Raw genomic sequence first — 24,713 nt, 5'->3', positions numbered from 1 at the left:
GCTATCGGGTCGATATGCGCGACCCCGACGCGCTCATCGCCAGGGCGGGCGTCCGCGGCGATCCCGAGCGCGATCAACACTTCCTCGTCGACGACCGAGTCCTCGATCGGCTGCCAGGGTATCTCCCGGACGACGCCGACACGAGTCACGTGCTCGAGATCGGTGGGGGGACCGGCGGGCTCACCGACCGGCTGCTCTCGGCGGCAGATCGCGTGACGGTCGTCGAGCGCGATCCGACGCTCGCGGCGTTTCTCCGCGAGGAGTTCACCGAGGAGATCGAGGCCGATCGATTGAGCGTCATCGAAGGCGACGCCTTAGAGATCGAGCTTCCGTCGTTCACCGCGTCGGTCTCGAATCTCCCGTACGGCGTGTCATCGGAGATCGCGTTTCGGCTATTGCCCGCCGGGCGGCCGCTCGTCTTGATGTTTCAATTGGAGTTCGCCGAGCGAATGGCCGCCGCTCCCGGAACCGACGAGTACGGTCGACTGTCGGTCACGGCCGGCCACTACGCCGACATCGAGATCGTCGAACCGATCCCGAAAGCGGCGTTCGCCCCGCCGCCAGCGGTCGAAAGCGCCGTCGTTCGAGCCGTCCCCCGCACTCCGGATTACGAGGTGCCGGACGACGAACGGTTCATGGCGCTCGTACGCGCGGCGTTCACCCAGCGTCGGAAGACGATGCGAAACGCGATCCGGAACACGACACACATCTCGGGGATCGAGGATCCGGAGGCGCTGATCGAGGCGGCCGGCGAGGAACTGATGCGAAAACGGGCCGGAAACGTCCCCCCGAGCGAGTTCGCGCGCCTCTCCCGACTGGCCGCGCGGAGCGATTCGTGAGCCGGACGCGAGCCGAACGTGACCGACGGCTGATCTCCACGTGAGACTTCGATGATCACCCCACTACAACTCCCGTGGTACTGGCAGTCAATCGACGCGATCCAGTCGGCCTTCGGTTCGACGAGGTCGAAGTACGCGGCCACGGTCGGTTCGATACTCGTGTTCGTACTCTTCGTGGGATTCATCTATCGCTTCGGGCGGCAGCTGAAACACGAGTACAACGGCGACGCCGTCTTCGACGTCGTCGAAGAGAGCCTCGACGAAAAAAGAGTCACCGAAGGGGACGTTGACGAGGAACTCAAGGGGGAGATCGATGGGGAGATCGAATCGGGAGTCGACGAATCTGTCACGGATCCACCGGCCGACGAGGACGCGGTTCGATGAAGTTAGCCGACGAGCGCGGGATGACGACGGTGTACGAACCGGCGGAGGATTCGCGGCTCCTCGCCGACGCGGTGCTCGATCGCATCGACGGCGGGCGGGTGCTCGAAGTCGGCGTCGGCTCCGGATACGTCGCCGCGCGGGTCGACTCGGAGACCCACGCCGACGTGGTCGGCTGCGACATCAACCCGGCGGCGTGTGCGCGAGCGAAGGGGGAGGGGATTGAAATTGTGCGGTCGAACCTGACCGATCCGTTCGCGGCCGACAGCTTCGACGCGGTGGTGTTCAACCCGCCGTATCTGCCGACCCCGCCCGACGAGGAGTGGGACGATCCCCTCGAATACGCGCTCTCGGGCGGCGAGGACGGCCGCCGGGTCGTTCGCCCGTTTCTCGCCGACGTCGGTCGGATACTGCGACCGACCGGTCGATGTTATCTGCTCGTCTCCACGCTGACCGACATCGAGGCTGTCGTCGAACTCGCCGAAACGGCCGGCCTCGCTGCCGAGCAGATCGCCGAAGAATCGTTCCCCTTCGAGCGGCTCGTCGTTCTCAAAATTACTCAGAAGAATACCTGAGTAGGAAATATTAAACGCCGTCATCTCGTAGCCGTGCGCAATGACGGAGATACGCTCCACGACACCCGGGCTGTATCCACTGCCTGACTGGGCGAAGGACGACCTCTCGGATCTCAAGGGTCACCAGAAGAACGACCTGATATCCGGCGACGAGACGGGCGAAATCGCCGACGCCTACGACCGCGCGCGAACCGAAGTCGTCGGTCGGCAACTCGAAGCCGGGCTGGATCTGATCGTCGAGGGGCAGCTCCGGTGGGACGACATGCTCGCGCACCCGCTTTGCGTTCACGACAACGTCGAGACGCGGGGAATCGTTCGGTACTACGATAACAACAACTTCTACCGCGAGCCGGTGGTTCGGGGCGACCTGACGCCGGACGGTGACGTGACGGCCGAACTCGACGCCGCCTCGGAGGTGTCACAGGCCGTCCTCCCCGGCCCCTACTCGCTCGCCGAACTCGCGACCGACGAGTACTACGGCGACGGGACGGCGTTTCTCGACGCGATTGCCGAGTTCCTGGCCGCGGAGGTCGACGCGTTCCCCGTGGTCGAGACGCTGTTCCTCCTCGAACCGTCGCTCGTCACGGACGCTCCGGCGGACGGCGAGGACGAGCGCGTGAGCGAAGCGATAGACACCGTCGCGGCCGCGGCCGACGCCGACGTGGTCGTCCACACCTACTGGGGCTCGATTCCGGAGAAGCCATACGCACACCTCATGGACGCCGACATCGACGCCGTCGGGTTCGATTTCGTCTCCGATCACGAGGGAAGCCTCTACAACATTCAGGAGTACGGCACGAAAGACGACGTGGCCCTCGGGGTGGTCGACGGACAGAACACGCTCGTCGAGAGTCCCGAGGAGATCGCAGAGCGGATCGAGTGGGTCGAATCGCAGCTCCCGGTCGCGGAGTTCGATACAATCTACGCGACCTCGAACACCGAACTGTTCTATCTGCCGACGAACAAAGCCGAGGCGAAACTGGATGCGCTCGCCGCCGCACCCGCGGAGGTTCCCCGATGAGCCGCGAACTCCCAAACACCCGCGAACAGTTCCGCCCGGCAGACCACCCCACGGAGCACTTCCTGTTGACGACCGTCGTCGGCTCCTACCCCAAACCGAAGTGGCTCAACCGCGCGAAGGAACTCGCCGAGGAGGACTCCCGCGAGTTCGACGACGGTGACCTTGAGGAGGCAATGGACGACGCTGCGCGGCTCATCACCGAAGAACACGTCCGCGCCGGCCTCGACGCCATCGTCGACGGCGAGATGCGACGCAACGAGATGGTCGAGTACTTCGCCCACCGGATCGAGGGCTACGAGTTCAACGGCCCGGTCAAGGTCTGGGGGCACAACTACTTCGACAAACCGTCCGTGGCCGACGAGGTCGAATACGCCGAGCCGTGGCTCGTCGACGAGTTCGATTTCACGTCGGGCGTCACGGACCGTCCGGTGAAGGTGCCGATCACCGGCCCGTACACGCTCGCGTCGTGGTCGTTCAACGAGCACTACGACAGCGAGGAGGAACTCGCCTACGAACTCGCCGGACTAGTCAACGAGGAGATCGAAGCCCTCGTCGCCGCGGGCGCACGCTACATCCAGATCGACGAACCCGCCCTCGCGACCACACCCGACGATCACGCCATCGTCGGCGAGTGTCTCGAACACATCGCCGACGGGGTCCCCGAGGACGTCCGACTCGGGCTGCACGTCTGTTACGGCGACTACTCGCGGATCTATCCGGAGATCCTCGACATGCCGGTCCACGAGTACGACCTGGAGCTCGCCAACGGCGACTACGAGCAGCTGGACGTGTTCAAATCGCCGACGTTCGATAAGGACCTCGCGTTGGGCGTCGTCGACGTGCACACGACGGAGGTCGAGACCGTCGAGGAGATCAGAGAGAACATCGTGAAGGGCTTCGAGATCGTCCCGCCGGAGCAACTCACCGTCTCGCCCGACTGCGGCGTGAAACTGCTGCCCCGAGGGGTCGCCTATCAGAAGATGGAGAACATGGTCACGGCGGCCCGGGAGGTCGAAGCGGAACTCGACGCGGGCGAGATCACCGTCGGCTACGCCGGCGAGTGATCGGTTCGCGGGACTGAGGGTCGTCAAAAAAGTACTGTCGCGTTTTCCGCGCCGTTACTCGTCGGTGTCGTCGTCCGATCCGCTCTCGCCTTTCGAGCAGCCGCGTTCGAACGCGATCGCGAGTAGTCCCGCGACGGCCAGGAGGACCGCCGTCGATCCGGGTGAGCGGGACATACCACTCGCTGGGTTCGAGTTCCTCGGCGTTTTCGTAGCCGACCAGGACGATTCTCGTCAGGTACTCGAGCGTGCGTTCGGGAAACAGCGCGACGAACGCGCCGTAGACGACTGCGAGGCATTCCAGAACATACGTGACACTACGACGTAGGTGGTGAAAAATCGGCCGATGATTCCCGGCGATCGAGCATCGGTTCGCTCGTTCCGAGCGCGTGGCGGCGACGTTACTCGTACAGCCAGGGTTCGTCGATTCGCTCGTAGTCAAGCAGTTCCTCGTCGTCGAAGAACAGCCCGATCTCGCGCTCGGCGGAGCCCTCCTCGGTGTCCGAACCGTGGATGACGTTCCGACCGAGGTCGAGCCCGAAGTCGCCCCGGATCGTCCCCGGTGCGGAGTCGGCAGGGTCCGTTTCGCCCATCATCGTGCGGACCTGCGCGACGGCGTCTTGGCCCTCCCAGACCATCGCGAAGACCGGGCCAGACGTGATGAAGTCGGCGAGGTCATCGAAGAACGGCTTGTCGACGTGCTCGGCGTAGTGCTCGCGCGCGAGCGCGTCGTCGATCTGCATGAACTTGCCGGCGACAAGTTTCAGTCCGCGGTCCTCGAACCGCGAGACGATGTCCCCGATGAGTCCGCGCTGGACGCCGTCGGGCTTGACCATGACGAAGGTTCGGTCGGCGTCGGCCATTCAAGCTTCGACCTCCTCTTCGGCTTCGTCCGTTTCGGCCTCGTCTTCGTCCGTTTCGGCCTCGTCCTCGATGTCCGCTTCGTCTTCGGATTCGGCGTCCGTCGGTTCGGCCTCGGTTACCTCTTCTTCGGGTTCGGCCGCTTCGGCTTCCGCCTCGTCCTCAGCAGCGACGGCGTCGTCGTCGCCGATCCACTCGAGGTCGCGCGGCTCTCTGCCCAAGAGGTAGTTCTTCTCGCACTTCGAATCGGCGAACCAGAGCACCGTGCCGTCGTTTCTGACGTACATCGTGCCGGTACCGGGTTCGATCTCCTGGCCGCTGTAGTCGCAGGTGCGTTTTTGAACCATTATTGTCCTCCGATGGAGTCGGCCTCGCGGGCCGTCTCGCGAAGCTGTAACACGTCGCCGACACGGACCGGTCCGAGGACGTTCCGGGCGATGATCCGTCCCTGGTTTTCGCCCTCCTTGATCCGGCACTTGACCTGCATGGCCTCACCGTGCATGCCGGTCTTGCCGACGACCTCGATCACTTCGGCAGGGGTCGCGCCGTCCCCTTCGTTTTCAGCACTCATGACGCGTCACCTACCGGAGTTCCTCGAGTTTCTCTGCGATGGACTCGACGTCATCGCTCGCCTCGCCCGAATCGACGATGGCGGCGGCGGCGCTACCGACCTGGAGGCCGGCGGCGTGGCCGATGTCGTCCTGCGTGCCGACGAAGACGTACGGCGCATCCTTCTCGGCCGCGATCTCGGGGAGGTGCATGACGACCTCCTCGGGACTGACGTCCTCAGCGATGAAGACGAGCTCGGCGTTACCGCGCTCGACCGCTTTCGTCGTTTCGTTCGTTCCTTTCTTTACCGAGCCGGTGTCCCGGGCGACCTCGAGGGCCTCGATGGCGTCGTCCTCGAGTTCGGCCGGCACGTCGAAATCTACGTATACTGACATTATTGACTCCTCCTACGCGCGGGCTCGCGCTCCCCCGCCGTCGAACCGATCGACCACATGGTGGGGTCGGTTCTTCGCACCGCCTCGGTGCGTGAGTCCTGTCCGGCTAGGAGCATCACAACCCCGCGTAGGCTGTACACCATCGTACTGCACCACCGCATAAAAGCGCTTATGAACGGACTCGGGCGTGCGAACCGGCCGCAGGGGCGATCCGATCTGACGGATTCTCGCGTGAGTCTGCGAAATAAGCAAAATATAATTACCTGAATAAAAAACTGAATTCTGATTAGTGAAAATATTTAACTCAATAGCCACCGTACCGTTACCTGTATGAGCACCCAAGAGACGATTCGCCGTCGAGCCGGAAGCGTCGAAGAGACCGCCCTCAAAATCGCCCCGGACAACGCGGAGCAGCTCGTCGACGCGTTGAACACGGATCTCGCCGCGACGTACGTGCTGTACCACCAGATCAAAAAGCACCACTGGAACGTCGAGGGTGCGGAGTTCCTCGGCGTTCACGAGTATCTCGGAGACATCGCCGAGGATCTCGAGGAGAGCGCCGACGAACTCGCCGAGCGCGCACAGGCGATCGGCGGCGTCCCGCTTGCCGGGGGCGCGACGTTCGAGGAACACGCGCCGATCGACCCCGAGGGCGAGGACGTCTACGGGGTTCGCACGTCGCTCGAAAACGATATCGAGGCGTTCGGCGTCTTCATCGAATCGCTCCGATATCACATCGCACTGGCGGGCGAACTCGGCGACTACACGACCGAAGAACTCCTCCGGGATATCCTCGAAACGGCCGAGGAACACGCCCACCACCTCGAGCACTACCTCGAGGACGACACGCTCGTGACCGAGTCGACGACGAACTGATCGAGAACGACCCTCGTTCGGTTACGGCCGAACGTCGACCGTGAGATCGGTCGAGATCCACCCGTCGCAGTTGTCCGGTTCGATGAACACCGTTCGGTCGGGGGAAGTCGCGTGGACCCGGAGTTCGACTGCCTCGTCAGCGTCCGGCGTTGCGTTCATTGATTCGTTTTCGGGGACCCCCGAGCTAAAGTTTTTTCGCCGACCTAAACACCGCGGGTCGACCGTAGTGTTTTGCCCGTCCAGCACCCAGCAAAAACATGAACGACCGCGAGCGCGATCTGGCCGAGGCGACGGCCGAGCTATCCGACACCCTCGAATCGCTCCGCACGGAGTTACTGGACGAATCGACGAGTGAGCGGCCGCCGGGACTCCCCCGGCCGCCGTCGCCGTCGAGGCTCCTTCGCTTCACCGAACGCTATACCATTCCGACGACGATCGCCCTGCTGGAGGCCGGGATCCGCTCGCTGGAGCTGTTGGCGGCGGTCATCCGCGCCGTCGACGGCCGGCCGATCGATGCGGTTTCGGGACGGACCGGCGAGCGATCACCGATCGCGGGTCGAGACCGACTCGCCGAGACGAGTCGAGAAACACTCCGCAGACTCGACGACGCCCTCACCGACCTCCAATCGGCCGCTCGCGGGGAACCGTCGAACCCGGAGGTCCAGCGGCTGCTCGCGGAAGCGCGCGAGCTCCGATCCGAGGTCGACGCACGGTTGGCCGAGGCCATCGATCCAGACACCGGTTCGTCGCCCACCGATGAAGACGAGGAGCCGGCCGAAGACACTCTCGAACGACCCGATCCGGAGCGCGTCGAGATCGACGTCGACGAGGAACTCGCCTCAATAAAACGCTCGGTCGACGAGACGTCTGACGAGGCTGAAAAAAGGGGTGATGAGAACGGGGCGCCACCCGAGGAGCCGTAATCGTCGACTTATTCGACCGGCTCGAATCGGTACCCGTCCCACGATTGGCTCTCCGCCTCCCGGATGCCGGCGTCGGGATCTCGAAGCTCCTCGCAGTGGACTGGCCGCACCTCGTCGCCGATCGACACGTCACCTGTCGTGAGTTGACAGAGTGCCCGGACCGCTTGGTCGTCGATCTCGAACTCGACGATCGCCAAGTGATTCGGTTTCCGGACGCCCGGTGGGGTCGCGTGTGAGGTCGTCCACGTGACGACTTCGGCGGTGTGTTCGCTCAGATCGACGGTGTCGACCGGTTCGTCGCCGTTCGGCCCACGCGGATGACCGGGGTAGGTGATCGAGCCGTCCTCGTAGCGGTACGCCTCCATTGTCATTGTCGTCCCTCCATGATAACCGTGGTCACGCAGTTCCCGAACCCGCCGACGTTGCAAGCCAATCCGACGTCCGCGTCGACCTGTCGGGAGCCCGCGTCGTCGACGATCTGTTTGTAGATCTCGTACCCCTGTGCGACGCCCGAGGCTCCGAGCGGGTGGCCCTTCGATTTGAGGCCCCCGGACGTGTTGATCGGGCGTTCGCCGTCGATGGTCGTCGTCCCCGCTTCGATCTCCTTCCACGCCTCGCCCTTCGGCGCGAAATCGAGCCCCTCCATCTGCAGAAATTCGAGGATCGTGAACATGTCGTGGAGCTCCGCCACGTCGATATCGTCGGGACTCATTCCGGCCATCTCGTAGGCCTGTCGTCCGGATTCGACCACCCCGCCCATCGTCGTGGGGTCGACGCGCTCGTGGACGACGTGTGTGTCCGTCGCACCGCCGACCCCCGAGACGACGGCGTACTCGTCGGCATACGATCTCGCCACCTCCGCCGGACAGAACAACAGCGCCGCGGATCCGTCGGTTATCGGGCAGAAATCGTACAGCCGAAGCGGGTCGGCGACCATCGGTGCCTCCATCGCGGTTTCGACGTCGATCTCCTTCCGAAACTGGGCGTGGGGGTTCCGGACCCCGTTCGCGTGATTTTTCACCGCGACCTTCGCGAGGCTCTCTCTCGGCGCGTCGAACCGGTCGAGGTACAGCCGCGCAGCGAGGCCGGCGAACGACGGCAGCGTCACGCCCTGTTTGTACTCGACAGGGTGGGTGAGCGACGCGATGATGTCCGTCGCCTCGCCGGTCGTTCGGTGGGTCATCTTCTCTCCGCCGACCAACAGCGTCATCTCCGACGCGCCGCTGGCGACCGATTGCCACGCGGCGTAGATGCCGGCCCCGCCCGATGAGGAGGTCTGATCCACCCGCTGGGTGTAGGCTGGGATCGCCGCGAGGTCGTGGGCGAGCGCGTTCGGAACGCCGGTCTGCCCCTCGAACTCCCCGCTGGCCATGTTCGATACGTAGAGATGTTCGACTTCGCTGGATTCCACGCCCGCGTCGTCGAGACACTGCTGGCCGGCCTCGGCGAGCAGATCGCGGATCCACGCCTCCCGCTGGCCGAACTGCGTCATCGATGCGCCGATGACTGCGACGTCTGGCATGTGTGGTGACTCACGTGGCTCCGCAGTAAACGTTCGGACTCGGTCCGATTGTGGTCGCTGCGGACGAACGGAAGGGTTTTTGGTCTGCCTAAACGAATAGGGGACAATGATCGTAGGGTCGTCGGATCGGAGGTCCGGAGGTGGTCGCGGTGTCCAGTGAGCTCCAACGGCGGAGCACGCCCGCAGCGCACGACTCGACGGGAGACACCCCGTCGACGAACGCGTCGTCCGAATCGCGAACCGTACTCGAACTCGATTCGATCGACAAATCGTACGACGAGACTACCGTGATTAGCGACCTCTCGTTGACCGTCAACGAGGGGGAGCTGTTGACCCTCCTCGGCCCCTCCGGGTGCGGGAAAACGACGACGCTTCGGCTGATCGCCGGGCTCGAAGAACCCGATGGTGGCGTCGTTCGACTCGACGGCGAAGCGGTCACCGGCAGCGATTTCGTTCCCGCAGAACAGCGCGATGTCGGGGTCGTCTTTCAGGAGTTCGCGCTCTTTCCGCATCTCTCGGCCCGTGATAACATCGCCTTCGGGATACAGGAGCGGCCCGAGGCCGAGCGCGAGGCGCGCGTCGATAACCTTCTCGAACTCGTCGGGCTCGAAGATCACGGCGAGAAGGCCCCCGAAGAGCTTTCAGGCGGCCAACAACAGCGCGTCGCGCTGGCCCGGTCGCTGGCCCCGGAACCGCGGCTCCTCCTCCTCGACGAGCCGTTCTCGAATCTCGACGTCGACCTCAGAGTCGAGATGCGCGAGGAGGTCCGCGATATCCTGAAGGAAGCCGGCGTCACCGCGGTTTCGGTCACGCACGACCAGGAGGAAGCGATGTCGATCTCCGATCGCGTCGCGGTGATGAGCGAGGGGAACCTCGAACAGGTAGGGACGCCCGAAGAGGTGTTCCAGCAACCGGAATCCAAATTCGTCGCCGGCTTTCTCGGACACGCGTCGTTCGTTGCCGGCTCCGTCAGAGAGGACTGCGTGGAGACCGGCGTGGGCTGTGTCCCGCTCGATCGCGTTCACGGGCTCACCGACGACTACCACGGCTCGAAGATCGATCTCATGGTCCGACCGGACGACGTTCGCGCCCGCCGCGTCGAGCCCGAGGAGGCGAACGGGGAGGTCGTCCACCGCCGCTATCTCGGCCCGACCGTACTCTATCGCGTCGAGATCGACTCCGGGGACGTCGTCGGCTGCATGCACAACCACGCGGACAAGGTGTCGCACGACGACCCGGTGTTCGTGAGCCTCGATGCGGAACACGAACTCGCGTGGTTCCCCCGCGGCGAGCGGAAGATAGCCGACGGCGGCACCGATACCGACTAACGTCTCACAGGCCGCGCAGTACCACGACGACCCCGATCGCCGAACCGAGCGCGACGAGAAGGTTGTCCGTCCGCACGGCGACGACAACTGCGACCGCGGCGGCCGTCCATTCTGCGGGGCCGCCGGCGGCGAGTTCTGGCGCGACGATGGCAACGATGATCGCTCCCGGGAGCGCTTCGAGACCCGCTTCCGTTCGTTCGCCGATCTCGATCCGCCCAAGTAGCCACAGCCCGCCCGCTTTCGTCAGGTAGGTGACGATGGCCATCCCGAGGATGACGGCGACGACGAGCCCGTCGAGCTCAACCATGGCGGATCACCGCCACGAGACTCCCCGCGAGCCCGCCGAGCAGGATGTACCAACTGCCCGAGAGCGCGTTCGAACCGGCGACCGCGACGATGACGGCAGCCGTCCAGGGGGCGACATCATCGGTTCCGCGCCAGAGGCCGATCGCCAGGACGACGAAGATCGCCGTGAGCACGAAGTCCAGCCCGAACCGCTCCGGGTCGGCGATCGCGCTGCCGACCACGGCACCGACGGCTGTCGTTCCGACCCAAAGCGACCAGAGTGCGAGTCCGGAACCAAGTAGGAACGCCCCGCGCTTTGCGCCGGTTCGGAGATCGGCGATCGAGAGCGCCCACGTCTCATCGGTGATGAAGAACAGACTCCCGTAGGCGCGACCGGTCGAGAGATGTTTGAACCACGGTCGAAGCGACGCGCTCATTAGCACGTATCGCAAGTTGACGATGAGCGTCGTCACGAGGATGGCGACGACCGGAAGCGGCGACCCCCACAACTCGACCGCGATGAGTTGCGAGGCACCCGCCAGAACGAACGCGCTCATGAGCGTGGCTTCCGCGACGGAGAGTCCGGACTGCCGAGCGATGACGCCGAAGGCGATCCCGTACCCACCCACGCCGATGGCGACCGGCAACCCCGCCCAGAACCCCGCGATCACCCCACTCCGGTCGAACGAAATCGACATACGTACCCGTGATATTCCCCCGGGCTTGTAGGTTCCGTAACGGATCTCTCTCGGGACGTGGCGCGTTACCTCGTCCGCCGAGCGAGTCGCGTTGCCGTCGCCTTCCACGTGATCGCGACCGCTCGCCCCTCGCGAAGTTCGAGCGTCGACGCGCTCGTCTCCGTGACGAGCACCGGCACGTCGATCCCACCGACGTCCACGTGGACCGTTTGCACCGTTTCGCCGCACTCGATCGCTGAGACGCCGCCTGACTGCCGGTTTCGGGCGCTCGTCACGTCCGGATCGGGCGTCGCCTCGATGCCGTGGATCGTGATCGCGTCCGCGCCGATTCGGAGTTGGACGCGATCGCCGACGTCGATCCCGTCGTGGAGGCCGCCGATCTCGCCGATTCTCGTTTCGACGGTCGCCAACTCGCCGTCGAGCACCACGACGACGCCGTCGAGGACGGTTTCCGGGACGCGGGCCGCGGCGTCGAGCGTGATCGATAGCCGATCGTATCGGTCCAACATAGAACGGCCGTTGTCGGTGAGACGGCTTCCGCCGCCGCCGCTCCCACCTCGCTGGCGTTCGACGAGCGTCCCGAACGCCGTTTCGAGCGCTTCGATCCGAGCGAGCGAACGGGCGCGAGACCGACCGAGTTCGGCGGCTGCTCCGGCGACTGAGCCGGTGCGGTGGATCGCATCCAAGAGCGCGCGATCGCGCGCGTCGAACTCAGTTCCGTCGACGGTGATCGCGGCTCGCGCATCTCCTCTCGTTTCGTCCATCGCCCGAATGGTGTCCGCGGCGATATAAAACACGTTCGCACGGTCGAACTCGGAGATAGCGGCCCAGACGGTGACACACCCGGCCGCAGTTGGCCCGTGGCGGAAGGTATATTTAGTATCAGTCCGACGGTGTTTCTATGACGATACAACGGCGGAAGTTCATCGCTGCGATCGGTGCGGGAGCGTTCGCGAGCACCGCAGGCTGTGCCCAGTTCGGAGACGGGAACAACCAGTCCGGGAACGCAAACGGTGAGTCCGGAGACGGCACCGGGCAGTCGAGCGATGAACGGCCGGGAGTCGCCGGTGAGACCCTAACGCTCACAACGACGACGAGCACCTACGACACGGGATTGCTCGACGCGATTCACCCCCACTTCGAGGAAATGTACGGCGTCGAGGTCGACGCGGTCGCACAGGGGACGGGCGCGGCCCTCGAAACAGCTCGAAACGGTGATTCCGACATCGTGATGGTCCACGCCCGAGGGCTCGAAGACGAGTTCATGCGAAACGGCTACGGAGTCAACCGCCGCGACCTCATGTTCAACGATTTCGTCATCGTGGGTCCCGAGAGCGATCCGGCCGGCATCCAGGGGATGGGTTCGGCGACGGAGGCGCTCACCGCCATCGCCGAGGCCGAGGCGACGTTCGTCTCGCGGGGGGACAACTCCGGGACGCACACGAAAGAGCTCAACCTGTGGGAAGCCGCGGGAGCCGATCCGGGCGGGGACTGGTATCAGGAGACGGGAACCGGGATGGGCGAGGCGCTGAACAACGCCAACCAACAGGGCGCCTACACGCTCTCCGACCGCGGGACGTTCATCTCACAGCGCTCGGAACTCGACCTCGTGATCCACGTTCAGGGCCCGATCGAGGGCGGCCCCGAGATACTCGCGAACCCGTACGGAATCATGGCGGTCAACCCCGGCGTACACGACAACGCGAACTACGATCTCGCGATGGCCTACATCGGGTGGATCACCAGTCCGGACGCGCAGGCTGCCATCTCGGAGTATCAAGTCAACGACGAGCAACTGTTCTTCCCCGAAGCTGTCTCCGAAGACTCTGACTTCCAACAGTACGTCCCGGAAGGTTGGAGTAGCGACTCGTCCGACGAGTAAGCGTGCCGCTCGAACCAGTCGCACAACTGTTGCCGACGATCCTCGATCTGCCGTTCAGGGACGGCTACGTCTGGAGCGTGATGTACGTCTCTCTGTACGTGAGTCTCATCGCCGTCACGCTGAGCACGCTGTTCAGCATTCCGGTCGCCATCGTCATGGGATTCACGGAGTTCCCCGGCAAGCAGTTGGTAAAGTCGATCATCAACACGGGGATGGGCTTTCCCAGTGTAGTCGTCGGGCTCGTCGTGCTGTTCGCCGTCTCCAATCAGGGGCCACTGGGACCGCTGGAGCTCATCTTCACCAAGGAAGCGATGATCATATCGCAGTTCGTGCTCGCGACGCCGCCGATCGCGGCGATCTCCCTCGCGGCGATCACCGGGGTGAGCGACGACGTTCGCGCCGCCGCGCGCGTCCTCGGCGGAACGCGCATCGACGTAGCGCTGGTCGTGCTCAAAGAAGCCCGATACGGGATCGCAACGGCGATCTTGGCCGGGTTCGGCCGCGCCATCAGCGAGGTCGGATCCGTCCTCATCGTCGGGGGGAACATCACGAGCGCGGACGGCATCTCGAAGACGCGAACCCTGACGACCGCCATCCAACTCGAGGCCCGTCAGGGACAGTACGAGACGGCGATGATACTCGGGGCCGTCTTGGTGGTGCTCGTGTTGACAGTCAACGCGATCGTCGTCCGGTTCGGCGATCGAGGGGTGCAACGCTGATGCTCCGAACGGTGATGGCGTCGAAGTCCTACGACGGCGACTCCGTCTTCCGGGACCTCTCGATCGAGATCAGTCCCGGTGAGGTCGTCGCCGTCATCGGGCCTTCCGGCGTCGGCAAGACGACGCTGCTACAGATGTTGGCGCTTTCGCTCGAACCGGATGACGGATCGGTCGTCTTCGACGGTACGGACGTGTGGGCCGTCGATCAAGCCGAGCGCCTTTCGTTGCGACGGTGCATCGGGATGGTGTTTCAACAGGCGAGTCTGTTCGACGCCTCGGTCGCCCGGAACGTCGAGTACGGGCTCCGCATCCGGAGATCGTGGACCGATCGGCTCCGGAGCGAACTCCGCTCGATCGTCCGTCCCAACGGAACAGCCGATGCCGTCCGTGAGTCCCTGGAGATCGTCGGACTGAGAGACAAGGTGGACCAACACGGAAAATCGCTCTCGGGCGGTGAGGCACAGCGCGTGTCGTTCGCCCGCGCGTTGGCCTACGATCCGGATATTCTGCTGCTCGACGAGCCGACCTCGGATCTGGACCCGCGAAACACCGCCGTCATCGAGGAGGCGATCGCCGAGGCCCGTAATCGGGGGATCGGAGTCGTCGTGGCGACGCATGACATGCATCAAGCAGAGCGGGTCGCGGATCGAGTCGCCGTGCTGCTCGGTGACGGCATTACCGAGATCGCACCGACCGACGTGATCTTCGAGAATCCATCGGACGACCGGACTCGGAAATTCATCGCCGGAGAACTGATCTACTGATTCGACGGGCGTACCCCCTTCACCGGGTAAACTCCGCTTTCCAAAGTGTTCCGTACCCGAGTTCGCTCTTCACTGGAACATCGTGGCTGGGCTGAAGGCGTGTTCGATCGGCTGTGCGGCCGTCGCCGCCCGAGAAATCGCTTGACGAACCGCTATCACAATTCTCGGTACCGTGAGGCCGGGATCAATTGAAAAGTTCGCCCCATTTGAATATAGCAGCATGTGGTTTATTTGTTGGCTGCCGGGCGGATCGGATAAGAATTAATAAACTTGTTTATTATTTTGAAATCGCCCGATACGCAGTACGAGCCCCAGGCAACACTGCCAACTACGGATCAGCCGACCCGAGCGCCAGCCACCACCCAATTACGATCCCTCCGAAGGCGCTGTGTTCATCAGGTGCTAGCGGTACAGGGCCGTTGCCCGAACTCGCTCGACCCCCAACGTTGGCTCAAGGAGGCCCGCTACCGGCGGGCGAGACACGCTCGCAGGCCTCATCAGTAATTGATTGGAGAGATTCAACAGTCAGACATCGACGAAGGGGACGTTTAGCGGAGCCGAGTACGTGGAGAACACGTACGGCTTCCGAAACGACCACCATCGCGACCGAACCCGTGAGATCCGCCGTGCGTTCGACAGCAGACGAATACACCCACCGGCGTTCGAACTTCCGCTGTGACTCCCCTCACACCAGATCGAACCTCGTTTTGTTAGGCGCGTGCAGGCCATTCCACACCAGAACGCGCCGCAAGCGAACGCCCGGCCCCCTCGTAGACAGCTGAGTATCGACGGCTCTCCATTAATTGTCAGGGCCGTCGAGAGGGAGTTGCGATGCGACCGACGCGTTCCGCGAACGGCGACATCCCACGACCCCAACACTACGGCCGAATCCCGTCCAGCACGAGTTGCGGGCGATAGGCTCAACAATGGAAAGCACTGCAGTCAACATATGTTGGCATGGGGCATAAACTAATTATCGATTTTTATAAACTATAAGCAGATGCTTCAAATTAGATTAATTGATAACTTTACTGGTGTGTGGGAAACGGCGCATTATTTCAATCGATAAAAGCTCTTATCCTCTCGTCTGACGTACATTGATGTAGGAAGGGGACGAACGCGGCTGTATGGCGAAAAGCGGCGATCGCGTCTCAGTGCAGACGTACGTCACATCGGCGCAGCGAAACCGTTGGCAACGGGAGGCCGAGAAACTCGACATGAGCCAGGCGGAATACGTCCGAACGATGGTTCAAGCGGGCCGGCGGGGGTTTGATTTAAATACTGATGGAAATGATTTAAATAGCAGTACCAGTATGGCCGTGAAAGCCGAAACAGCCAACCCAACCCCCAGGGTAGATGACCTCCATAGGCGGGTTCTCGACGTCCTCGACGCGTCGGAGTTCGCGGACTGGGATGCACTACTCGCGGGCGTCACCGACGATATCGAGGAGCGACTCGACGACACCCTCGACGAACTGCAGTCCGAAGACCGGATCAGATACAGCGGCCGACACGGCGGCTACACGGTGGTAGACGATGGGCGTTGACGATCGATCGGTCGGATCCGACCCCGCCGATCCGATCGCGTACTTCCTGCAGGACATGACCTTCCACGGTCGAAGTGAACGGACGAGAGGTGCCTACGAGCGCGTTCTCCGTTCGTTCGAGGCATTCCTCGAAGAGCGGGGGACGGCGCTCTCCAGCACGGATGAACGGGCTTGTATGACCTGGGTACACTCGCTTCGGAGCGATCACGCCGATAGCACCGTAGCATCGTACGCAGCCTACGTACATCGGTTCTACGCGTATATGACGCAGGTCGGTGCGTTCGATTCGAATCCGATGGCACTCGTCACAGAGGAGATGGACGAATCGATCGATACGGACCCTGCACGGCGTGAGATATCGATCGAAGAGATGCGGTCATTTTTCGGGGAGATATCACATCCCCTCGAACGTGCCGTGATTGGGACGCTGTTGAAAACGGGGATGCGCGTCGGGGAGTGCTGTAATCTCGATTTACGCGACATCTACATCGACGATACGGAGGTCGGCGAGACGTTTTCGGTCCCACACCGAGGTGCGCTCGACGGCCGACCGGACTCGATATACGTTTCGAGCGATCCAGCACGAGGCGAGCCGTACAACGGTGAATCGCGGACGGCGTCGAACAAGCGAAAACGCGACACCGTGGTCCCGATGGATGCCGAACTGAAGCGGTTGTTGAAAACGTGGCTCGCGATACGGCCGGACGTCGAATCCCCCGCAGAGCCGCTTTTTTGCTCGACGAGCGAGTGGGGGCGGCGGATCACGCCACCGATGGTCCGAAACATGGTCGCCTCGCACGCGTCCGAGCGGGGGTGGTACCGAAGCGGCGGCGGTGCGGAGGAGAACATCACCCCCCATTACTTCCGACACTTTTTCACGACGCATCTGCGCGATCGAACGGGGGATCGAGGCATCGTGAAGTACCTCCGAGGCGACGTTGCAACGGACGTCATCGATACGTACACCCACAGCTGGGGGGACAGGGTGAGGTCGGTCTACGAAGACAGTATGTACGCGATGTTGTGACTGACCCGGGGCGCCCGAGGCATATATCAGATATATTTCGTATCTTCGAGTCCGATTTCAAATGAATAAAGTGTATATTGCTATATCAAATTCGTGGTACCGGGGGCGAGTGTTTACGCACCTGAATAGACGGAGATCAGGGGTACTCGCGTAGGTAGACTTTCGAGGAATCCGCTCGTATTACCGTCATGGGCGATCCTCGAACGGAGATGACGGACATCAGGTTTGCGTACAGCATCGGGATGACGGACGACGAAGTCACAGCGCGTCTCCGCGGAGAGGCGGTCGGTGTTCTCGCGCTCGCCGACGGCGGCGACAGCTACGCGATCCCCGTCGCCTACCACTACGACGGCGAGCGAATCTACGTCAGACTCGGATTGAATCCCGACAGCCGAAAGACCGAGATGCTTTCGAAGACCCACACCGCGTGTTTTCTCGTTTACGGCGCGGATCCGCTGCGGGACTCCTGGAGCATCATCGCAACTGGACCGCTTTCGGAGATCGGACCGCCGACCGAATTCGACGACGCGTTGGTGAACGCGCTGTTCGTGCCGCTTCGAGTGTTCGACGAACCGATCGAAAACGTCGATCCGACCGTGTTCGCACTCGAGATCGAATCGATCACGGGTCGGCGGTCGACGGAGAGGTAACGCGACCGACGGGCGACACGCCACAAACCGTATGTTACACTATCGAGCGGGCGCGGTTGGCGATCGACGACCGCCGAGACGGGTTCGGTTCGGGAACGCTCGCCCGCCGAGTCACTCGACGATCAGCGCCCCGTGATGCCCCACCGTTCTATGTGCGTCGCAGTAGTAGAGCGCGACGCCGCCATCTTCGAACGTGTACGACCACGTGTGGCCCTCCTCACCGATGAGCTCGCCGCTGGTGTATTCGAAGTCGGAATCGATCTCGGGGTCGCCGTTGACGTTGTGACGGCCACCGCGACCGGTCCACTCCCAAATCACCGTCGTCCCGACGCCGATTCGCGCCGCGGGCGGATCGTACGCGAGTCCATCGTCACCGGCACCGACGAGGATAGTTACCTCGTCCTGTCCGGTCAGGTCCTCGATGCTTCCGTCGTAGAGGTTCGCGTCGTTCTCGGTGAGATACGTGTCGAGGCGCGCTTCCGGTCCGCTCGGTTCGGGTGTCGGAGTGTCGTCCGAGCCGTTGCCGTTTCCGTTCCCGTTGCACCCAGCGAGCGAGACGGCCACCGCGAGGGCCACCGTCGAGGATCGAACGACCTGTCTGCGAGTCGTTTGCATGGAGGACCGTTCGCGCCCCTTGGGTATCCGTGTTACACTCGTTATCGGCGACTGAAAACTATCGACAGAAACAACGAGTCCGGTCAGACGACGAGTACCGGGCGGCCAACGCTCTGTACGACGCGGTCGGTGACGCTCCCGATCGTATTCGTTTCCGTGTGTGACTGCCCCTGATAGCCGAGGACGATCACGTCGGCGTCGATGTCGTCCGCGTACCGCACGATCTCCTCGGACGGCCGACCGTGACAGCATCGGCCAACGAACGGGATTCCGAGGTCCGTCGCGCGCTGTTCGATGTCGCCGAGATACTGCTGTCCCATGTCCTCGACGTCGTTCGTTGCGATCGCCCCGCTTCCGAGTGCGGGATCGTCGAGACGGCTCGTGTCGACGACGAAGATACCGTGGAGCGTCGCTCCGTACTGTTCTGCGTGCTCGAGCGCGTGGACGATCGCACGGTTCGCGTTCGCGCTTCCGTCGGTGCCGACAAGAATGGTATCGTACATACGGGGACGTGCGTCGCTACGTCCAAAGGCGGACGCCATCGTTATCGTTGGCTGAGAACTGAGGGTTATCGATCGGCAATCACGCTGCGCTCACCGACGGCCGTCGGATGTCGAGACGCGTCGATCGGGGATTACTTTTCGGGGATGGATCGTTCGGAACCCCGAATCATCGTGACAGTCACCGCATAGTTGGCGCGACAATTCGGACAGACTGTGCGAGCCGTCTCCGTCTCCACCGGCAGTTCACACCCACAGTCGCACACGATCAGACAGCGCATACGCCGAAACTGCGTCGGTAAGGATGTAGTTATGCGCGGGATAGCGGTTCCGCGAGTAGCGCCCTAATTCCCACTTCTCAGTATGTAGGGGACACATATTTACCTATGGACTGTGTTGGCTGTAACCGCATATATGGGGACAGCAAGGAATGCATCGTCCGGTGGTGAAACCACCGGACGAAATGGGGATGGGGTATCACGGGAGCAACTGAACGACCTCATAGACACCAAACGTGAGGGCGGTGAGCTCCCACTGGATGACGTCTTCGATCTCTTGAGAAATCAACGGCGACGGGGCGTTTTGAGATATCTGCGAGATCAGACAGACGGGAGCGCGACGCTCGATACGGTTGCAGAACACATCGCGGCGAAGGAGAACGATATCGAGATTAAACAGCTCACGTCCAGTCAGCGAAAGCGGGTGTACATCGGCCTTTATCAGTGTCACCTCCCGAAGATGGACGAACTCGGCGTTATCGAATACGATCAAAGCAGGGGAACGATCGAGTTACAGGACATCTCACAGATCGAACCGTTCCTCGAGGGGCTGAACACCGATCCCCGAACGGAATCCACACCGTCAGCGGTTCCGATCTACGTCGCGAGCGCGGTCGGCATCGTTGTCACTGGCGGCGTACTCGACGTCGGCCCCCTGGCGATGGCACCGGCCGCGGCGTGGACAATGCTCAGTATCGTCGCCCTGTTCGGGGTCGCGATACACCAGTACCGGTAGCGGCGCAGTCGCGAAATGAACGCGGCGAGAGTTATTCGGGATGGACGACGTCAGAACAGTTGCGACACTCCGCGTAGACCCGTATCCCGGTCGCGGTCTCGTATTCGATGAGAACCTGGGTGGACGTGATCGGTTCGCCACAGATCGGACACCGCCCGACGCGCCCGGACCGTTTCGTGTTCGTGAACATGTTCGATCGAGGTTTGGACGTCGTCACTCGTGGTCGGTACTCATCTCCGGGGTCGTGATCGCATCCGATAGACCGTCGGCCTTGGCGGCGGCAGTCACGTACTCAGAGAGTGCCGCATCGCATTCGTCATCGAAGTATCGTGACGAGACGAGTTGCTCCTGCGTTTCGACAAACCCGACCGTCCCCGTCACGCGCTCGAAGATACACCGTAGGTGGTGTTGTTGATCGTCCGGTTTCGCGTCGTCGAGAAGCTGTCCACCGTCCGTCGAAATCTTCGCTCGGTTGCCGTCGGCCGGCTTGCGCGCCGCAATCGTACAGCCGAACGTGACCGCCGAACTGTGCGGTTCGGGGATCGAAACGTGAATCGACTCGGCTCGGAGCAGGTACTCGCGGCTGTTTCGTCCCCGCGGTTTGACCCTGATGCGCTCGTCGAGGAGGTCGATGTCGGCGAGACGGTCGACCTTCCGATAGGCGGTCGCCATCGGGATTCCACACGAGTCCACTAGCTCCGAAACGGTTCGCGGTTCGTCGGCGGTCGCCACCAGAATCGCCCGACAGTCGTCGTCGGCGAGTGCGGAGAGGACGGATTCCGGTGAGTCACAGGATTGATGTTGGTCAGTCATTTGTGTCGCAGCTCAGTTCAGTCATTGCGTCGCACCTCGGTGTCTGTTCGGCGCCGATACACCGGTTCGGAACGTCGAGCGCGGCGAGTCGGTCGGAGGTGAGACGATCGGAGTAACGATACTCACTCACGGCTCTTTCCTCCCGGTTGAAGGCGACGAATAGAGCGGCGGTCAGTTTCCGTTCGTCGACCACGCATGGACAAAACAGAACACCACGGTATCGATCTTAGTTATAAAAGTCATAAAACGAATCTCGTCGAGTAACTGCGTGCTACTTTATCACATTGGCTGGCTTCGGATACGGCAGCGCAGAATCCACCTGAACCGTGATCGTACCGTGTTCGGACGGGCCAGCGACAAAAAGGAGCCGACAGTGGGGCAGAGGTGTCCCGTTATGAATCTCATAACGGGGTATGTTGTGAATAACAAACACGTCGCCGCCGCTCCTGTCGCTTACGCACCGAACGAACCGAGCGGGGACCACTCTCAGCAGATCATGACCGAGAAACACACGGACGAGGGGCGTATGCGGCGGATCAGAGCCAAGCAATTCATTACCGATCGAGCGTCGGGCATCGTGGTGGTTCTCGTGCTGGTCGGCGTCGTCTCCGGAGGCATCGGCTACTACACGCACGCGAACCCGCCGGTGGAAACCGAACAGCGAACCGTTTCATCGTGGGAGGAATCGACATCTCTCACCCACCAAGCGACGGTTCAGCGGTCGAACCCGGTGTTCGATCGGGGAGAAACGCTATCCGATCGGGAGGTGTACTTCACGCAGCTGTCACCAGAGTTCACCGGAACACACGCGTACGCCTTTCAGGCAAACGAGAGCGAGCGGCTCGATGTCGAACTCGACGCGATGCTCCGCTATCGGGCGGTCGGCGAGGGGAATCAAACGTACTGGCAACACACGACGCCGCTGAACGAGCGTCGGTACGAGGCGCTCGAGCCGGGGGAGACGGCGACCATATCAGCGTCGATCAACGTGAGCGAAGCCGCTACCGAACTCGATCGGATCCGATCGGAGATCGGCTCGAACACTGGACGTGCGGAGATCGCGATCGTCTACACGGCTCGAGTCGAGGGGTCGGTCGACGGTCGCACGGTAGCCGAAACGCACCGTACCCAACTCGGCGTCGAACCGAGCGGCTCGACGTACGCCGTCGTACCGAGCGGAACCGGACGGAGCCCACACGTGACGACCACAGAAGTCGAGACGGAGGGTTCGTACGGACCGCTTCGAGCGTACGGACCGTTCGTCGTGCTTTTGGGTTCGATACTCGGCGCAGCTGGACTGTGGACACTGAAACGACGAGAGAAGCTGTCGCCGACGGCCGAGGAGTTGACCGCACTCGAGCGCCACCGGGAGCGCTCGGAGTTCGGAGATTGGATCAGCCGCGCTCGCGTTCCCGGACACGCACTAGAGGGGACGCGGATCGACGTGGAGTCCCTCGAGGATCTCGTCGATATCGCGATCGATAGCAACGAACGCGTCATCGAGGATCCATCGCGAGAGCTGTTCTTCGTGGCCGGGGAGCGGTTTCACTACACCTACGCGTTCGAGACGCCAGATGCGGACGACGCCACCGTTGCGGTCGACCAATCGGCGGATTCGGAGCCGCAGCCATCGAGGACGGACGCCGACGCTCGCGCCGAGAGCACGACGGATGCCCCACCGTCGGGCGTGGTCACCGGAGAACCGGACCACCCGACGTGACCGGACTGAGCCCTCGGCCGACCGTCCTCCGAACGACCGGTCCCTCGGCTACTGAGTGTTCGATCGTCGACCGAAAATCCCGACGAGATCCATCCGAAAGACGGTCTCACCGGTCTGTGTCGATCCGATCACGCGATAGGTGAGGTATCCCCGTTCGGGGTTCGATGACGAGACCGATCGGTCCAAGATCTCGATCCGCCCGGTGAGAACGTCACCCGGGTACACCGGGTGGAGCCACTGGAGATCCGATACCCGTTTTCCAGCCATGTGTGACGTTCTCTCGAGAAACCCCTCGGTCAACAGGCGAATGTATATGCACGCCGTTTGCCAGCCGCTCGCGATGAGCGTCTCGAAGATGGACTCCTTTGCTGCCTCCTCGTCGAGGTGAAACGGTTGCGGATCGTACTGCTCCGCGAACGATTTGATCTCCGATTTGGACAGTTCGTACGTCCCCAGCTCCCACGTCGTGCCGACCGAAACATCCTCGAAATACAGCTTGGGCATACGCGTGCATGCGTACCGGATCCCAATATTCTTTCGAATCAGCGAACGAGCAGGACGCGGACGGGCGAGCGAAAGACGACGGTCTCGGTGACGCTTCCGAGCAGCGAGAGATCGTCGTCGTCGCGACCGTGACTCCCGATGAGAATCCCGTCGATGTCGTGGTCGGTGGCGAACTCGACGATCGTCCGGCCGGCCTCCCCCGTTGCGGTCTCTGTCTCGATGGTCGCGTCATACTCCGCGGCAATGTCTCTCGCCTCCGAAAAGAGCTGGTCTGCGAGTTCTTCGGAGCGTTCATACCAGTCCTCGGACCCGTGGAGCGGCTCGGTATCGAGATCGGACTCGATCGGGTAGCTGTATCCAGGTTGCGTCGGATCGATCACGTGCAACACGGTGACGGTCGCGTCGGGATGCTCTTCCAGCGCGATCCGCAACGCCCGCTTCGACAGCGGTGATCCATCCATCGGCACGAGGACGTGTGCGAGTGCCATGCCGAACCGTTCCCCTGCAGGAAGAAAAATCACCAGTGCGGTTCTCGGCTGCCGAGAAGTGTCGGCTCCCGCGGCTCGACGTCGAACTCTCGCGACGAGACGCCGGTCACCGAACGACGGTCACCGGAACCGGCGATCGACGGACGACCGTCTCGGCGACGCTTCCCAGCAGGATTCGTGAGAGCCCGGTTCGGCCGTGGCTCCCGACGACGATGTGGTCTACGTCGGACTCCGTCGCGGACGCGATGAGTTCACGAGCGGGGCCGCCGATCCGAACGTCGGTGTCGATCTCGCGGTCGTGCGCTCGGGCAACGGCCGAGGCGGATTCGAGATGTTTCTCTGCCAACTCGCGCTGCTGTTCGAACGCCGATCCGTCGAAAAATTCGTCGCCGGCCGTCACCGCGACCGGGTTGACGACGCTGATGACCGATAGCTCGGCGTCGGGAAACGCACTGAGCGCGTGTTCTAAAGCGTTCGTGGACTGGTCGGAGCCGTCGATGCCGACGAGTACGTGCCGTCCCATGACCATGGACTCGACGAGCACCCATATATCGGTACCGGCGACTCCGCGCGACTGGGAATGCCCCAACCAGTGTGACGACTTCGGTCGGGGCGCGGAGTCATCTCAAACGAACGGGTAGTTCTCCCTCGGCGAGAACAACCGCGGAAGCTAACACGTCGGCGAATCGAGTGGCTACTGCGATGGTTTTCAAGAAGATCACACTGATCGGCCGGAGTAACGAGAGCTTCGAGGACGCGACGACCGACGCGATCGACCGCGCCGAGGAGACGCTCGAGCAGCTCAAGTGGGCGACGATCACCGACCAATCGGTCGAGCTCGCGACGGCGTCCGAGCGTGAGTTTCAGGTAGAAATAGAGGCCGCGTTCGAACTGCAAGAAGGCGTCTCAGAATAGGTCGACAGCGCGCTTCGAGAACGGTTTCAGTACCACCACGCTACGATCTCCAACCGAAAAACACGCGCGAAAAACACTCGATACTACCACCATGGGATACGAGATCGAAATCCGAGACGAACTGAAAGAGCGCCTCGACGGTCACCTCGAGGACGACGAGACCTACGAAGAGTTCATCGAAGAGCTGCTCAACATCTACGAGAGCACGCGGTTTGCCCGCGAGGGGTACAGCGAGTAATCC

Annotated in this window: 36 protein-coding genes; 18 read left to right on the top strand and 18 right to left on the bottom strand. The window is 62.6% G+C overall.

What is annotated here, in order from left to right; genetic code table 11:
* Nucleotides 1-14 precede the first annotated feature (14 nt).
* The 5 genes from DM868_RS01190 to DM868_RS01170 are packed head-to-tail and all read left to right on the top strand — an operon-like array spanning nucleotide 15 to nucleotide 3,880.
* Entirely contained in the window at nucleotides 15-839 is an 825-nt protein-coding gene (locus DM868_RS01190) for a 16S ribosomal RNA methyltransferase A (protein WP_137275035.1), read from the top strand.
* 51 nt (nucleotides 840-890) lie between these two features.
* The gene (locus DM868_RS01185; protein ID WP_137275034.1) at nucleotides 891-1,223 is read left to right on the top strand and encodes a hypothetical protein; all 333 of its coding nucleotides are present in this window, start codon (nucleotides 891-893) and stop codon (nucleotides 1,221-1,223) included.
* Nucleotides 1,220-1,795 carry a HemK2/MTQ2 family protein methyltransferase gene (locus DM868_RS01180; protein WP_137275033.1) on the top strand — a complete coding sequence of 192 codons (576 nt, stop codon included), beginning with the start codon at nucleotides 1,220-1,222 and terminating at the stop codon, nucleotides 1,793-1,795. The genes DM868_RS01185 and DM868_RS01180 overlap by 4 nt, the downstream gene beginning before the upstream one ends.
* A 40-nt stretch (nucleotides 1,796-1,835) precedes the next feature.
* Nucleotides 1,836-2,816, top strand: coding sequence for a 5-methyltetrahydropteroyltriglutamate--homocysteine methyltransferase (locus DM868_RS01175; RefSeq protein ID WP_137275032.1), 981 nt, complete (start codon nucleotides 1,836-1,838; stop codon nucleotides 2,814-2,816).
* Nucleotides 2,813-3,880 carry a methionine synthase gene (locus tag DM868_RS01170; protein ID WP_137275031.1) on the top strand — a complete coding sequence of 356 codons (1,068 nt, stop codon included), beginning with the start codon at nucleotides 2,813-2,815 and terminating at the stop codon, nucleotides 3,878-3,880. Before DM868_RS01175 ends, DM868_RS01170 begins: the two co-directional genes overlap by 4 nt.
* A gap of 398 nt (nucleotides 3,881-4,278) precedes the next feature.
* Here the strand turns inward: DM868_RS01170 and ndk are convergent, their stop codons facing one another.
* The 4 genes from ndk to rpl7ae are packed head-to-tail and all read right to left on the bottom strand — an operon-like array spanning nucleotide 4,279 to nucleotide 5,682.
* Complete coding sequence (gene ndk, locus DM868_RS01165; RefSeq protein ID WP_137275030.1) at nucleotides 4,279-4,740, bottom strand: nucleoside-diphosphate kinase; 462 nt, start codon at nucleotides 4,738-4,740, stop codon at nucleotides 4,279-4,281.
* Complete coding sequence (locus DM868_RS01160) at nucleotides 4,741-5,085, bottom strand: 50S ribosomal protein L24e (RefSeq protein WP_137275029.1); 345 nt, start codon at nucleotides 5,083-5,085, stop codon at nucleotides 4,741-4,743.
* Nucleotides 5,085-5,309 carry a 30S ribosomal protein S28e gene (locus DM868_RS01155; protein ID WP_015409642.1) on the bottom strand — a complete coding sequence of 75 codons (225 nt, stop codon included), beginning with the start codon at nucleotides 5,307-5,309 and terminating at the stop codon, nucleotides 5,085-5,087. The genes DM868_RS01160 and DM868_RS01155 overlap by 1 nt, the downstream gene beginning before the upstream one ends.
* A 10-nt stretch (nucleotides 5,310-5,319) precedes the next feature.
* On the bottom strand, nucleotides 5,320-5,682 hold the full coding sequence (gene rpl7ae, locus DM868_RS01150; RefSeq protein WP_137275028.1) for a 50S ribosomal protein L7Ae: 363 nt from the start codon (nucleotides 5,680-5,682) through the stop codon (nucleotides 5,320-5,322).
* A gap of 330 nt (nucleotides 5,683-6,012) precedes the next feature.
* Between rpl7ae and dpsA the strand changes: the two genes are divergently transcribed.
* Entirely contained in the window at nucleotides 6,013-6,558 is a 546-nt protein-coding gene (gene dpsA / locus DM868_RS01145; protein WP_137275027.1) for a DNA starvation/stationary phase protection protein DpsA, read from the top strand.
* A gap of 21 nt (nucleotides 6,559-6,579) precedes the next feature.
* Here the strand turns inward: dpsA and DM868_RS14980 are convergent, their stop codons facing one another.
* Nucleotides 6,580-6,717, bottom strand: coding sequence for a hypothetical protein (locus DM868_RS14980; protein ID WP_170964403.1), 138 nt, complete (start codon nucleotides 6,715-6,717; stop codon nucleotides 6,580-6,582).
* 98 nt (nucleotides 6,718-6,815) lie between these two features.
* On the opposite strand from DM868_RS14980, the gene DM868_RS01140 reads away from it, so the two are divergent.
* Nucleotides 6,816-7,481, top strand: coding sequence for a DUF7547 family protein (locus DM868_RS01140; protein WP_137275026.1), 666 nt, complete (start codon nucleotides 6,816-6,818; stop codon nucleotides 7,479-7,481).
* Between the two features lie 8 nt (nucleotides 7,482-7,489).
* Here DM868_RS01140 and DM868_RS01135 read toward each other — a convergent pair whose 3' ends face one another.
* Nucleotides 7,490-7,852 carry an OB-fold domain-containing protein gene (locus tag DM868_RS01135; protein ID WP_137275025.1) on the bottom strand — a complete coding sequence of 121 codons (363 nt, stop codon included), beginning with the start codon at nucleotides 7,850-7,852 and terminating at the stop codon, nucleotides 7,490-7,492.
* The gene (locus tag DM868_RS01130) at nucleotides 7,849-9,003 is read right to left on the bottom strand and encodes a thiolase family protein (RefSeq protein ID WP_137275024.1); all 1,155 of its coding nucleotides are present in this window, start codon (nucleotides 9,001-9,003) and stop codon (nucleotides 7,849-7,851) included. The genes DM868_RS01135 and DM868_RS01130 overlap by 4 nt, the downstream gene beginning before the upstream one ends.
* Nucleotides 9,004-9,152: 149 nt before the next feature.
* On the opposite strand from DM868_RS01130, the gene DM868_RS01125 reads away from it, so the two are divergent.
* Complete coding sequence (locus tag DM868_RS01125; RefSeq protein WP_137275023.1) at nucleotides 9,153-10,331, top strand: ABC transporter ATP-binding protein; 1,179 nt, start codon at nucleotides 9,153-9,155, stop codon at nucleotides 10,329-10,331.
* Nucleotides 10,332-10,335: 4 nt separating this feature from the next.
* Here DM868_RS01125 and DM868_RS01120 read toward each other — a convergent pair whose 3' ends face one another.
* From DM868_RS01120 to DM868_RS01110, 3 genes are all read right to left on the bottom strand, one after another.
* Nucleotides 10,336-10,638 (bottom strand): AzlD family protein, encoded by a 303-nt coding sequence (locus DM868_RS01120; RefSeq protein ID WP_137275022.1) that lies wholly within the window; start codon nucleotides 10,636-10,638, stop codon nucleotides 10,336-10,338.
* Nucleotides 10,631-11,314, bottom strand: a complete 684-nt coding sequence (locus DM868_RS01115) for an AzlC family ABC transporter permease (RefSeq protein WP_137275021.1) — start codon at nucleotides 11,312-11,314, stop codon at nucleotides 10,631-10,633. Before DM868_RS01115 ends, DM868_RS01120 begins: the two co-directional genes overlap by 8 nt.
* A 65-nt stretch (nucleotides 11,315-11,379) precedes the next feature.
* Nucleotides 11,380-12,078: a LysR family transcriptional regulator gene (locus DM868_RS01110; protein ID WP_137275020.1), complete on the bottom strand. Its 699-nt coding sequence runs from the start codon at nucleotides 12,076-12,078 to the stop codon at nucleotides 11,380-11,382.
* A gap of 137 nt (nucleotides 12,079-12,215) precedes the next feature.
* On the opposite strand from DM868_RS01110, the gene DM868_RS01105 reads away from it, so the two are divergent.
* The 6 genes from DM868_RS01105 to DM868_RS01080 all read left to right on the top strand — a co-directional run bounded on the left by DM868_RS01105 (nucleotide 12,216) and on the right by DM868_RS01080 (nucleotide 17,903).
* Complete coding sequence (locus DM868_RS01105) at nucleotides 12,216-13,196, top strand: substrate-binding domain-containing protein (protein ID WP_137275019.1); 981 nt, start codon at nucleotides 12,216-12,218, stop codon at nucleotides 13,194-13,196.
* Between the two features lie 80 nt (nucleotides 13,197-13,276).
* Complete coding sequence (locus tag DM868_RS01100; protein ID WP_222845462.1) at nucleotides 13,277-13,915, top strand: ABC transporter permease; 639 nt, start codon at nucleotides 13,277-13,279, stop codon at nucleotides 13,913-13,915.
* A complete protein-coding gene (locus DM868_RS01095; protein ID WP_137275017.1) occupies nucleotides 13,915-14,679 on the top strand; it encodes an ABC transporter ATP-binding protein in 765 nt (254 codons plus the stop codon). Before DM868_RS01100 ends, DM868_RS01095 begins: the two co-directional genes overlap by 1 nt.
* 1,127 nt (nucleotides 14,680-15,806) lie before the next feature.
* Nucleotides 15,807-16,226: a DUF5805 domain-containing protein gene (locus DM868_RS01090; RefSeq protein WP_137275016.1), complete on the top strand. Its 420-nt coding sequence runs from the start codon at nucleotides 15,807-15,809 to the stop codon at nucleotides 16,224-16,226.
* Nucleotides 16,216-17,253 carry a tyrosine-type recombinase/integrase gene (locus tag DM868_RS01085; RefSeq protein ID WP_137275015.1) on the top strand — a complete coding sequence of 346 codons (1,038 nt, stop codon included), beginning with the start codon at nucleotides 16,216-16,218 and terminating at the stop codon, nucleotides 17,251-17,253. The genes DM868_RS01090 and DM868_RS01085 overlap by 11 nt, the downstream gene beginning before the upstream one ends.
* A gap of 188 nt (nucleotides 17,254-17,441) precedes the next feature.
* Nucleotides 17,442-17,903 carry a pyridoxamine 5'-phosphate oxidase family protein gene (locus tag DM868_RS01080; protein WP_246048994.1) on the top strand — a complete coding sequence of 154 codons (462 nt, stop codon included), beginning with the start codon at nucleotides 17,442-17,444 and terminating at the stop codon, nucleotides 17,901-17,903.
* A 111-nt stretch (nucleotides 17,904-18,014) separates the two neighbouring features.
* On the opposite strand, the gene DM868_RS01075 is transcribed toward DM868_RS01080, so the two are convergent.
* Both DM868_RS01075 and DM868_RS01070 read right to left on the bottom strand, forming a co-directional pair.
* Complete coding sequence (locus DM868_RS01075) at nucleotides 18,015-18,518, bottom strand: halocyanin domain-containing protein (protein WP_137275014.1); 504 nt, start codon at nucleotides 18,516-18,518, stop codon at nucleotides 18,015-18,017.
* An 83-nt stretch (nucleotides 18,519-18,601) separates the two neighbouring features.
* The gene (locus DM868_RS01070) at nucleotides 18,602-19,021 is read right to left on the bottom strand and encodes a universal stress protein (RefSeq protein WP_137275013.1); all 420 of its coding nucleotides are present in this window, start codon (nucleotides 19,019-19,021) and stop codon (nucleotides 18,602-18,604) included.
* 411 nt (nucleotides 19,022-19,432) lie between these two features.
* Between DM868_RS01070 and DM868_RS01065 the strand changes: the two genes are divergently transcribed.
* Entirely contained in the window at nucleotides 19,433-20,032 is a 600-nt protein-coding gene (locus tag DM868_RS01065; RefSeq protein WP_449289561.1) for a DUF7344 domain-containing protein, read from the top strand.
* 31 nt (nucleotides 20,033-20,063) lie between these two features.
* Here DM868_RS01065 and DM868_RS15870 read toward each other — a convergent pair whose 3' ends face one another.
* The 3 genes from DM868_RS15870 to DM868_RS01055 are packed head-to-tail and all read right to left on the bottom strand — an operon-like array spanning nucleotide 20,064 to nucleotide 21,038.
* The gene (locus tag DM868_RS15870; protein WP_449289560.1) at nucleotides 20,064-20,222 is read right to left on the bottom strand and encodes a DUF7837 family putative zinc-binding protein; all 159 of its coding nucleotides are present in this window, start codon (nucleotides 20,220-20,222) and stop codon (nucleotides 20,064-20,066) included.
* Between the two features lie 23 nt (nucleotides 20,223-20,245).
* On the bottom strand, nucleotides 20,246-20,845 hold the full coding sequence (locus DM868_RS01060) for a winged helix-turn-helix domain-containing protein (protein WP_137275012.1): 600 nt from the start codon (nucleotides 20,843-20,845) through the stop codon (nucleotides 20,246-20,248).
* A complete protein-coding gene (locus tag DM868_RS01055) occupies nucleotides 20,838-21,038 on the bottom strand; it encodes a hypothetical protein (protein WP_137275011.1) in 201 nt (66 codons plus the stop codon). Before DM868_RS01055 ends, DM868_RS01060 begins: the two co-directional genes overlap by 8 nt.
* Before the next feature lie 303 nt (nucleotides 21,039-21,341).
* On the opposite strand from DM868_RS01055, the gene DM868_RS01050 reads away from it, so the two are divergent.
* Nucleotides 21,342-22,565 carry a DUF5305 domain-containing protein gene (locus DM868_RS01050; protein WP_137275010.1) on the top strand — a complete coding sequence of 408 codons (1,224 nt, stop codon included), beginning with the start codon at nucleotides 21,342-21,344 and terminating at the stop codon, nucleotides 22,563-22,565.
* A 48-nt stretch (nucleotides 22,566-22,613) separates the two neighbouring features.
* On the opposite strand, the gene DM868_RS01045 is transcribed toward DM868_RS01050, so the two are convergent.
* The 3 genes from DM868_RS01045 to DM868_RS01035 all read right to left on the bottom strand — a co-directional run bounded on the left by DM868_RS01045 (nucleotide 22,614) and on the right by DM868_RS01035 (nucleotide 24,080).
* Nucleotides 22,614-23,069 (bottom strand): MaoC family dehydratase, encoded by a 456-nt coding sequence (locus DM868_RS01045; RefSeq protein WP_137275009.1) that lies wholly within the window; start codon nucleotides 23,067-23,069, stop codon nucleotides 22,614-22,616.
* A gap of 38 nt (nucleotides 23,070-23,107) precedes the next feature.
* The gene (locus tag DM868_RS01040) at nucleotides 23,108-23,557 is read right to left on the bottom strand and encodes a universal stress protein (protein ID WP_137275008.1); all 450 of its coding nucleotides are present in this window, start codon (nucleotides 23,555-23,557) and stop codon (nucleotides 23,108-23,110) included.
* A gap of 106 nt (nucleotides 23,558-23,663) precedes the next feature.
* Nucleotides 23,664-24,080, bottom strand: coding sequence for a universal stress protein (locus tag DM868_RS01035; RefSeq protein WP_137275007.1), 417 nt, complete (start codon nucleotides 24,078-24,080; stop codon nucleotides 23,664-23,666).
* A 179-nt stretch (nucleotides 24,081-24,259) separates the two neighbouring features.
* Between DM868_RS01035 and DM868_RS01030 the strand changes: the two genes are divergently transcribed.
* Complete coding sequence (locus tag DM868_RS01030; RefSeq protein WP_137275006.1) at nucleotides 24,260-24,472, top strand: dodecin; 213 nt, start codon at nucleotides 24,260-24,262, stop codon at nucleotides 24,470-24,472.
* A gap of 91 nt (nucleotides 24,473-24,563) precedes the next feature.
* Nucleotides 24,564-24,710: a DUF7557 family protein gene (locus DM868_RS14975; RefSeq protein ID WP_170964402.1), complete on the top strand. Its 147-nt coding sequence runs from the start codon at nucleotides 24,564-24,566 to the stop codon at nucleotides 24,708-24,710.
* Nucleotides 24,711-24,713 lie beyond the last annotated feature (3 nt).

Source organism: Natronomonas salsuginis, from assembly GCF_005239135.1.
GTDB classification, from domain to species: Archaea; Halobacteriota; Halobacteria; order Halobacteriales; family Haloarculaceae; genus Natronomonas; species Natronomonas salsuginis.
The sequence above is the reverse complement of the archived record's forward strand: the minus strand, read 5'-3'. Positions and strand labels throughout refer to the sequence as shown.